This window comes from Tsukamurella soli (genome assembly GCF_039541155.1).
GTDB lineage: Bacteria > Actinomycetota > Actinomycetes > Mycobacteriales > Mycobacteriaceae > Tsukamurella > Tsukamurella soli.
In genome coordinates, this window is the sequence record NZ_BAABFR010000151.1 from 1 (window position 1) to 8,547 (window position 8,547).

General features: G+C 71.0%; 9 protein-coding genes. 6 read left to right on the forward strand and 3 right to left on the reverse strand.

Annotated elements, in window-relative coordinates; genetic code table 11:
- From ABD908_RS25430 to ABD908_RS25440, 3 genes are all read left to right on the forward strand, one after another.
- The coding region (locus tag ABD908_RS25430) for a GNAT family N-acetyltransferase (RefSeq protein ID WP_486390777.1) at window positions 1-259 on the forward strand (259 nt) is incomplete at its 5' end.
- Window positions 260-302: 43 nt separating this feature from the next.
- The gene (locus tag ABD908_RS25435) at window positions 303-1,067 is read left to right on the forward strand and encodes an SDR family NAD(P)-dependent oxidoreductase (RefSeq protein ID WP_345001344.1); all 765 of its coding nucleotides are present in this window, start codon (window positions 303-305) and stop codon (window positions 1,065-1,067) included.
- Window positions 1,064-1,846 (forward strand): esterase/lipase family protein, encoded by a 783-nt coding sequence (locus ABD908_RS25440; protein WP_345001346.1) that lies wholly within the window; start codon window positions 1,064-1,066, stop codon window positions 1,844-1,846. The genes ABD908_RS25435 and ABD908_RS25440 overlap by 4 nt, the downstream gene beginning before the upstream one ends.
- Window positions 1,847-1,899: 53 nt before the next feature.
- On the opposite strand, the gene pepN is transcribed toward ABD908_RS25440, so the two are convergent.
- Window positions 1,900-4,476: an aminopeptidase N gene (gene pepN / locus ABD908_RS25445; RefSeq protein ID WP_345001348.1), complete on the reverse strand. Its 2,577-nt coding sequence runs from the start codon at window positions 4,474-4,476 to the stop codon at window positions 1,900-1,902.
- 159 nt (window positions 4,477-4,635) lie between these two features.
- Here pepN and ABD908_RS25450 point away from each other — a divergent pair, with 159 nt between their 5' ends.
- The gene (locus tag ABD908_RS25450) at window positions 4,636-5,259 is read left to right on the forward strand and encodes a mycothiol-dependent nitroreductase Rv2466c family protein (RefSeq protein WP_345001350.1); all 624 of its coding nucleotides are present in this window, start codon (window positions 4,636-4,638) and stop codon (window positions 5,257-5,259) included.
- 19 nt (window positions 5,260-5,278) lie between these two features.
- On the opposite strand, the gene ABD908_RS25455 is transcribed toward ABD908_RS25450, so the two are convergent.
- Complete coding sequence (locus ABD908_RS25455) at window positions 5,279-6,358, reverse strand: M48 family metallopeptidase (RefSeq protein WP_345001352.1); 1,080 nt, start codon at window positions 6,356-6,358, stop codon at window positions 5,279-5,281.
- Window positions 6,359-6,633: 275 nt separating this feature from the next.
- On the opposite strand from ABD908_RS25455, the gene ABD908_RS25460 reads away from it, so the two are divergent.
- Both ABD908_RS25460 and ABD908_RS25465 read left to right on the forward strand, forming a co-directional pair.
- Window positions 6,634-7,107 carry a ribose-5-phosphate isomerase gene (locus ABD908_RS25460; RefSeq protein ID WP_345001354.1) on the forward strand — a complete coding sequence of 158 codons (474 nt, stop codon included), beginning with the start codon at window positions 6,634-6,636 and terminating at the stop codon, window positions 7,105-7,107.
- Window positions 7,107-7,916 carry an Fpg/Nei family DNA glycosylase gene (locus ABD908_RS25465; protein ID WP_345001356.1) on the forward strand — a complete coding sequence of 270 codons (810 nt, stop codon included), beginning with the start codon at window positions 7,107-7,109 and terminating at the stop codon, window positions 7,914-7,916. Before ABD908_RS25460 ends, ABD908_RS25465 begins: the two co-directional genes overlap by 1 nt.
- Window positions 7,917-8,067: 151 nt before the next feature.
- Here the strand turns inward: ABD908_RS25465 and ABD908_RS25470 are convergent.
- The coding region (locus tag ABD908_RS25470; protein ID WP_345001358.1) for a PucR family transcriptional regulator at window positions 8,068-8,547 on the reverse strand (480 nt) is incomplete at its 5' end.

Below are 8,547 nucleotides of genomic sequence, written 5' to 3' on the forward strand. Positions count from 1 at the left end.
CGGGCGCGCCCTCGTGCGGGCGGCCCTGCTCGGGGCGCTGACCGCGGGGGTGGGCAAGGTCGTCGTCGAGCTGGTACCCGAGCAGGAGCCCGTGCTGCAGATGTTCGCCGACCTGGGGTTCACGGGTGAGGCGCTGCTGCGCGACCACATCCGCGACCACGACGGCGCGCTGCACGACCTGATCATGCTCGCGTACCTGGCGGCGGACGCGCGCGAGGTGCTCGACACCGTCGGCGTCACAGACGCGATCGAGTCCTGACGGGCGCACGCCCGCAACGAGATCACGAGTGGAGTGGAGAGATATGGCTGTCCTGGACAGGTTCCGGCTCGATGGGCGGGTGGCAGTGGTCACCGGCGCGTCCAGCGGGCTCGGAGTGGCGTTCGCGCGGGCGCTCGCCCAGGCGGGCGCCGACGTCGTGCTCGCCGCTCGCCGGGTCGACCGGCTCGACGAGACCCGGAAGCTGGTGGAGGCGGAGGGACGCAGGGCACTGCCGGTGCGCTGCGACGTCGCCCGACCCGAGGACGTCGCATCGGTGGTCGCGTCCGCGATGGCGGAGTTCGGGCGCGTGGACGTGCTCGTGAACAACGCCGGCGTCGCGGCGGCGGTGCCCGCCACGCGCGAGACACCGGAGCACTTCCGGTCGATCATCGACGTGAACCTGCACGGCTCGTACTGGATGGCCCAGGAATGCGGCCGGGTGATGAAGCCGGGCAGTTCGATCATCAATATCGCCAGCGTCCTGGGACTCACCACGACCGAGCTGCCGCAGGCGGCGTATTCGGCGAGCAAGGCCGCGGTCATCGGCCTTACGCGAGACCTCGCGCAGCAGTGGACCGGTCGCAAGGGGATCCGCGTCAATGCGATCGCACCCGGCTACTTCACGTCGGAGATGACGTCGGAGTTCGAGGGCGACTACATCGCGCGGGTGATCATCCCGCGCACGCTGACGGGGCGTGTGGGAGACCCGGAGGAGCTGTGCGGACTGCTGCTGCTCATGGCCAGCGACGCGGGCAGCTACATGACCGGGGTCACGGTCCCTGTCGATGGTGGGCTGCTGACCCGATGAGCCTCGCCCTCAAAGTCCTGCCCCGCCGACGCGCCCCGTCGCTACCGCTGCTGGCCACGGAGTACGCCCGATCTCTCGGCGAGTTCGGCACCCTGTGCTGGACCTGGCCCGTGCTCGCCCGCGCGCCGCTCGGCGACGGGCAGCCCGTGCTGGTGTTGCCCGGACTGGGGACCGGTGACGCGCTGACGGTGCCGCTGCGCGCGTTCCTCAAGCGCCTCGGTTATCCGACCTACGGGTGGGACTTGGGCGTGAACGTCGGTCCGACGCATCGCATCTCGGCCGGCATCGTGGACCGGCTCGCCGAGATCCACGACCGGCACGGGCGTGCGGTGAGCATGGTCGGCTGGAGCCTCGGCGGTATCTTCGCCCGCCAGGTCACCCGGCAACGGCCTGATCTGGTGCGGCAGGTGATCACGCTCGGCAGCCCGTTCAAGCTCGCCCGTCACGATCAGAGCAACGCCAGGCTCGTGTATGGAGCATTCCGACGATTCCATGTCGCCGAGTTGGACCTTCCCCTGGAGGCAGGCGAGGGGCCGTTGCCGGTCCCCGCGACGTCGATCTACAGCCGGCTGGACGGGATCGTCTCGTGGCGGACATGCCTGGACGAGCGGTCTCCACTGGCCGAGAACATCGAGGTCCTGGGCAGTCATCTGGGCTACGGACACAACGTGGCCGCCATGTGGGCGGTGGCGGACCGGCTCGCCCTGCGGGACGGGGAGTGGCGGGAATTCGCCCCGCCGTGGTGGCTGCGGGCGGCGTTCGGCGCCCCCAGGCCCTGAACATGTGCACGGTTCCGTCGGCCTGGCGGCCGACGGAACCGTGCACATGGTGGTCAGGCGCGGTCGAACTCGCGGGCGCGGAGGCTGCGCGCGACGCCGTCGCGACCCTCGAGGACCAGCCTGCGCAGTGCGGCGGGATGGTCACCCGCGAGCCAGGCGTCGGCCGCCGCGACCGCGTCGGGGTCGATGTCCCACGACGGGTACAGCCCGATCACCACGGTCTGCGCCACCTCGGACGTGCGCCGCGACCACACGGCGTCGATGCCGTCGAAGTAACGGGCGGTGAACGGCGCCAACAGTTCTCCCTGGCCGGGCGCGGCGATGCCGGCGGCGATCGCGCGGGTGAGCGTGTTCGACAGCGTGTCGTCGCCGAACACCTTCTCCCAGGCCTCCTCCTTGACCCGCGCCTGCGGCCGAGCCGCCTCGGCGGTGGCGGCCGAGCGCTCGCCGGTCGCCGTCGGGTCCTTGGCGATCTCCGCCTCGATCTCCGGCGCGGTGGTGCCGTCGGCGTCCAGGGCGCCCGAGCGGGCGAGCGCGATGACGAGGCGCCACCGCATATCGGTGTCCACCGCGAGCCCGTCCAGATCGGCCGACTCGCCGTCGAGAAGCGAACGGAGGACGGCGATCTCGGCCTCGCCGAGCACCGAGCCGGCGAGCGCGTTGACGAACGCGAGCTGATGGTCGGAGCCGGGCTCGGCGGCGCGGGCCAGCGCGAGCAGCCGGGCCGAGAACGAGGGCCAGCCCTCGGCGGCGGCCCACTGCGGGTCGGCGTACGAACCGAGCGCGGTCTGCGCCTGCACCAGCAGCCGCTGCACGACGCCGACCTCGGTCTCGGCGCCGATGCCGCTCTCGATCAGCGCCACGAAGTCGCGGGCGCGCATCTCGGCCTGGCGGGTCATCTCCCAGGCGGCGGACCACACCAGGGTGCGGGGGAGCGAGTCGGCGATGTCGCCGATCCGCCGAGTGGCCTCGGCGAGTGAGTCGGGGTCGAGCCGCACCGAGCAGTAGGTGAGGTCGTCGTCGTTGAGCAGCACGATGCGGCCGCGGTCGACGCCGACCAGCTCGGGCACGTCGGTCCGCTCGCCGGTCACGTCGAGCTCGACTCGCTCGGTGCGCACCAGCTTCCCGTCGTGATCGGAGTAGACGCCGACCGCCAGGCGGTGCGTGCGGAACTCGCCCGCGCCCGGCTGCGCGCCCTCCTGGACGATCGCGAACCGGGTGAAGCGGCCGTCACCGTCGACCTCGAAGTCGGGCCGGAGGATGTTGATGCCGGTGGTCTTGAGCCACTGGGCGCCCCAGTCCGACAGGTCGCGACCGGAGGCCGACTCGAGTGCGCCCAACAGATCCGAGAAGGTCGCGTTGGAGAACTTGTGCGCCTGGAAGTAGCTGCGCAGACCGGCCAGGAAGTCTTCCAGGCCGACGTAGGCGACCAGCTGCTTGAGCACGGAGGCACCCTTGGCGTAGGTGATCCCGTCGAAGTTGACCTCCACCGCCTGCAGGTCGGGGATCTCCGCGGCTACGGGGTGGGTGGACGGCAGTTGGTCCTGGCGATACGCCCAGGACTTCTCGACGTTCGCGAATGTAGTCCACGCCGAGGTGTATTCGGTGGCCTCGGCCTGGCTCAGCACCGACGCGAAGGTGGCGAAGGACTCGTTGAGCCACAGGTCGTCCCACCACTGCATCGTGACCAGGTCGCCGAACCACATGTGCGCCATCTCGTGCAGCACGGTCTCGGCACGGCGCTCGTACAGGTACCGCGTGACCTTGGAGCGGAACACGTAGTCCTCGAGGAAGGTCACGGCGCCGGCGTTCTCCATCGCGCCGGCGTTGAACTCGGGCACGAACAGCTGGTCGTACTTGCCGAACGCGTAGGGGATCCCGAAGTTGCGGTGGTAGAAGCCGAAGCCCTGCTTGGTCTCTGCGAACAGTCGCTCGGCGTCCATGTGCTCGGCGAGCGAGGCGCGGCAGAACAGGCGCAGGTCGATGGTGCCGTGCTCGTCGGTGTAGGTGTCCGACCACGACGCGTAGGGGCCGGCGATCAGTGCCACCAGGTAGGTCGACAGCAGCGGTGTGGTTGCGAACGTCCAACGGCGCGTGCCGTTCTCCGCGTCGGCGGGCGTGCCGGCACCGTTCGAGACGACCGTCCAGCTCTCGGGGGCCACGGCGGTGACGTCGTAGACGGCCTTGAGGTCGGGCTGGTCGAAGCACGCGAACATCCGCTTGGCGTCGGCGGTCTCGAACTGCGAGTACAGGTACACCGCGTCGTCGGTGCGGTCGACGAAGCGGTGCAGGCCCTCGCCGGTGTTGGAGTATCGGAACCGGCCGGACACGATCAGCTCGTTGTGCTCGCCGAGCCCGGTGAGGGCGAGGCCCGTCTCCTCGGTGTAGCCGGAGGTGTCGACGGGCGCGCCGTTGAGGGTCGCTGTGAGCGAATCGGGCTCCGCGATCAGGTCGATGAACGTCTCCGCGCCGGGGGTCGCGTCGAAGGTCACCGTGGTCGTCGAGCCGAACGTGCGCTCGCCGGGGCCGCCTGCGCCGTCGGTGAGGTCGAGATCGATCGCGTAGCGGCTGACGGTGACGGCGGAGGCGCGTTGCGCGGCCTGGTCCTGCGTGAGGTTCGGGGAAGCCATACACATACACCTACCCGATTTGCGGGCGAGCGGAGCGACGGGGGATGGGCGCGGCCGGGCGAGCGGAGCGACGGGAACGGTTCGGGGCGTCCGGTTGTTGCACACTCGTGGACGAGCACGCCCCGCCCGATTCCCGTACCCGATGATTGGAGAACCGCAGTGTCCGACTCCACCGCGCCCGCGAAAGACCGCGCAGACTTCTGGTTCGACCCGCTGTGTCCCTGGTGCTGGATCACCTCGCGCTGGATCCTCGAGGTCGAGAAGGTCCGCGACATCGAGGCGAGCTTCCACGTCATGAGCCTCGCCGTGCTCAACGAGGGCCGCGACCTACCCGAGCAGTACGCCGAGCTGATGAAGTCGGCGTGGGGGCCCGTGCGCGTGCTGATCGCCGCCGCACAGGCGAAGGGCGACGAGATCCTGCTCCCGCTGTACACCGCGATGGGTACGCGCATCCACAACGAGGGGAACAAGGATCTGCCGGACGTCATCGCCGCGTCGCTGGCCGAGGTGGGTCTGGATCCGGCGCTTGCGGAGGCCGCCGACTCGACCGAGTACGACGAGGCCCTGCGCCTCAGCCACCACGCGGGCATGGACAAGGTGGGACCCGATGTGGGCACCCCGACGATCCACGTCAACGGCATCGCGTTCTTCGGCCCCGTGCTCTCGCGCATTCCGCGCGGCGAGGACGCCGGGAAGGTGTGGGACGGCACCGTGGCGCTCGCGTCGTACCCCCACTTCTTCGAGCTCAAGCGCACGCGTACCGAGAACCCCGAGTTCGACTGATGCTCGGTGCCGGGCGGGCTCAGCGCCCGCCCGGTGGCGGAGCCAGGACCTCCTGCTCGGCGAACGTCGGGACCGCGGGCGCGGGCACCACCGCCCCGCCGCCGATGCCGCGCGTAGCGACCGACGGCGCGAAGAACAGGGCGCCGGCGCGAGTGCGATTGCGCAGCGCCGCCGCCCGCCAGGTGAGGACAGGATGGCTGGCCTGCAGATTCACCAGCCAGGTGAACAGGCCTCGGTCGGCGGACGCGCGGTCGGCGACCTGGTCGAAATCGACCTCACCGCACAGGTACTTGCCGCCGCCCAGCAGGCCGATCGCACCGGGGGCGCCCGCCGGACGGTTGTAGTAGCCGTAGTTGTCGGCCGTGTACTCCTGCGATCGGGACAGCGCCTTGCCGAGGACGGGCATGTACTGCATCGTCACGGTTCCCAGCTGCCGCCAGAACGAGACGTGGCCCGCCGCGATGTGGCCGACCTCGTGGCCGATGATGAACCGCAGCGCATCCGGGTTGCGGGCCGCGCCGCCCACCTCGAACATGTCCGAGTACACCACCACGTACCGGCGGAACTGGTGGCCGGACGCGAACGCGTTGATCTGCCCGTTGCCCAGCACCACGAAACCGTCGGGCACCTCGCGCAGGCCGTATCGCGCCGCCGCCTCGCGCACCATCGCGTAGCCCTCGGGGAACTGCGTCGGCGTCATCTGGATCCCGTTGACCCGTGGCGAGGCCCACGTCACGCCGCGCCCGACCCAGACGACGAACGGCAGCGTGAGTGCCACCAGTGCGTACCGGCCGAGACCGGTGAGGTCGCCGAGCATGACGGATGTGAGGGCTCCGATGTAGATCGCCGCCGTGATCAGGACGACGATCACCAGCAGTGGGATCTCGCCGGGATGCCGGCGTGGCGGGCCGGCGAACGCTGCGGGGTGTCCGGAGCCGCCGATCCCCGGCGGGGCCGGATACCCGCCCGGTGGGTAGTCGGCGGGCGGGTAGTAGGTGGGCGGGTGATCCGCGGGCGGGCGATCGGCAGCGGATCCCGGCGCTGCGGGCTGCCCGGCTGCGTCCGGTATGTCGGGTCGGGGCGGATTCGGCTCGGCCATGTCCACGAATGTATTCACTTCCGGGCGAGCACGGGTCCGGACGGGTGCGCCCCGCCGCCCTATCGACGGTCGCATCCCCGCCCGACGTGGCCCTTCCGAGCGCAGAGCCGACCGCTGAAGCGGAGGGGGACGCGTGGTGTGGACGGCGACGGGAGTCGGGGGAGTAGCCGCACGAGACGGGCCGCGGGTGTGCGCGAGGCGAAGGGGAGGCGAACTCCGAGCGGACGTCGAGGCGCGCGTCCCGTGGGCCGGCACGGCGTGCGAGACTGTGCACCATGCGCGTATACCTCGGCGGTGACCACGCCGGCTTCGAACTCAAGGGACAGATCGCCGAGCACCTGGCAGCGGGTGGACACGAGGTGATCGACTGCGGTGCCTTCGCCTACGACGCCCAGGACGACTACCCCGCGTTCTGTATCGCGGCCGCCGTCAAGGTGGTCGCCGACCCGGGCAGCCTCGGCATCGTGCTGGGTGGCAGCGGCAACGGTGAGCAGATCGCCGCCAACAAGGTGCCGGGCGCTCGCTGCGCGCTGGCGTGGAGCGTCGAGACGGCGCAGCTGGCGCGGCAGCACAACAACGCCCAGCTGATCGGCATCGGCGGCCGCATGCACTCGACCGAGGAGGCCCTGGCCATCGTCGACGCCTTCGTGTCGACCCCGTGGTCGGAGGAGCCGCGCCACCAGCGCCGCATCGACATCCTCTCCGAGTACGAGAAGGACCACGTCGCACCGCAGGTCCCCTCAGCGTAGTGCCGGAGGGGCACACCCTCCACCGCCTCGCCCGCCGGCACACCGAGCTGTTCGCGGGGGAGCAGGTCGCAGTCACCAGCCCCCAGGGGCGGTTCGCCGACGGCGCCGCGCGGCTGGACGGCCACGTCTTCGAGCGGGCCGAGGCGTGGGGCAAACATCTATGGCACCACTATATTCCGGCTGCCTCGGGAGTCTCGGCGCCCATCGTGCACGTCCACCTCGGCCTGTACGGGGCGTTCACGGACTTCGACCGCCCCGAGCCGCCGGTCGGTCAGATCCGGATGCGTATCGCCGGCCCGCGCGGTGGCACAGACCTGCGCGGGCCCACCGCGTGCGACCTGGTCACCGAGGAGCAGGTCGACGCGGTGCTCGCGCGGCTCGGTCCCGATCCGCTGCGGGCCGAATCGGACCCCGATCGCGCCTGGCAACGGATCCACCGGTCGGCCCGGCCGGTCGGCGCGCTGCTGATGGACCAGAAGGTGCTCGCGGGCGTCGGCAACGTCTACCGTGCGGAGGTGCTGTTCCGTGCCGGGATCGACCCGCACCGCCCCGGCCGGTTCGTCTCCCGCGCCGAGTTCGACGGTGTCTGGGCGGATCTGCAGGATCTGATGCCGGTCGGCGTCGCGCGCGGCCGCATGCACGTCGTGCGGGCCGAGCACGACCACGGCGCACCGTCGTACGCTCCCGACCGCCCGCGCACATACGTCTACCGGCGCGCCGGCGAGTCCTGTCGCGTGTGTGGTACGCCCGTCTCGTACCAGCCGATGGAGGGGCGGAACCTGTTCTGGTGCAGCACCTGTCAGGTGTGAGCGACCCTGGGGTGGCAGGTGGCTTGTCGAAGGTCGGTCTGCCTACTGAAGGTGCCGACGCTTACGACGGTGCCGTGGCTTACAGACGGGGCGCTCGTCGGTGAGCGTCGTGACGTTCGGTGAGCCACGGCCCCTCGGTGAGCCCGGGTGGTCAGTGGCCGGTCGCGATCATCGCCAACAGCAGCTCGGCACGGACGCGTGCGGGGGATAGGTCGTAGCCCAGCACCTCCTCCGCCCGCTGGACGCGGGTGCGCAGCGTGTGTCGGTGCACGCCGAGCGCCGCAGATGCGCTCTCCCAGTTGCCGTTCGCGTCGAGGAACGCGCGCAGCGACGCCGCCAGCTCGGTACCGTTGTCGCGGTCGTGGCGCAGCAATGGCGCCAGCAGCTGCGCGCCGAGGTCGGCCAGCGCCTCGCGGGTGGCCGGGGTGGCGAGCAGCAGGCCGCCCGCCACATCGTCGATCGCCGTCGGGGTCTCGCCCGGAACGGCGGCGTCCGCCGCGACGTCGGACTCATCGGCTGCGGCGGGGATCTCGTGGAGTGGGTGCGGGCGGCTCAGCCCCAGGCGGGTGGTGGCCAGCACGGGCGCCGGGGTCGCCGCGACCAGGGCTGCGACGTGCGCCACGCCAAGTCG

Coding starts and splice junctions, on each gene's coding strand:
- ABD908_RS25435 (WP_345001344.1), top strand. CDS start 303: ATGGCTGTCCTGGACAGGTTCCGGCTCGATGGGCGGGTGGCAGTGGTC.
- ABD908_RS25440 (WP_345001346.1), top strand. CDS start 1,064: ATGAGCCTCGCCCTCAAAGTCCTGCCCCGCCGACGCGCCCCGTCGCTA.
- pepN (WP_345001348.1), bottom strand. CDS start 4,476: ATGGCTTCCCCGAACCTCACGCAGGACCAGGCCGCGCAACGCGCCTCC.
- ABD908_RS25455 (WP_345001352.1), bottom strand. CDS start 6,358: ATGGCCGAGCCGAATCCGCCCCGACCCGACATACCGGACGCAGCCGGG.
- ABD908_RS25460 (WP_345001354.1), top strand. CDS start 6,634: ATGCGCGTATACCTCGGCGGTGACCACGCCGGCTTCGAACTCAAGGGA.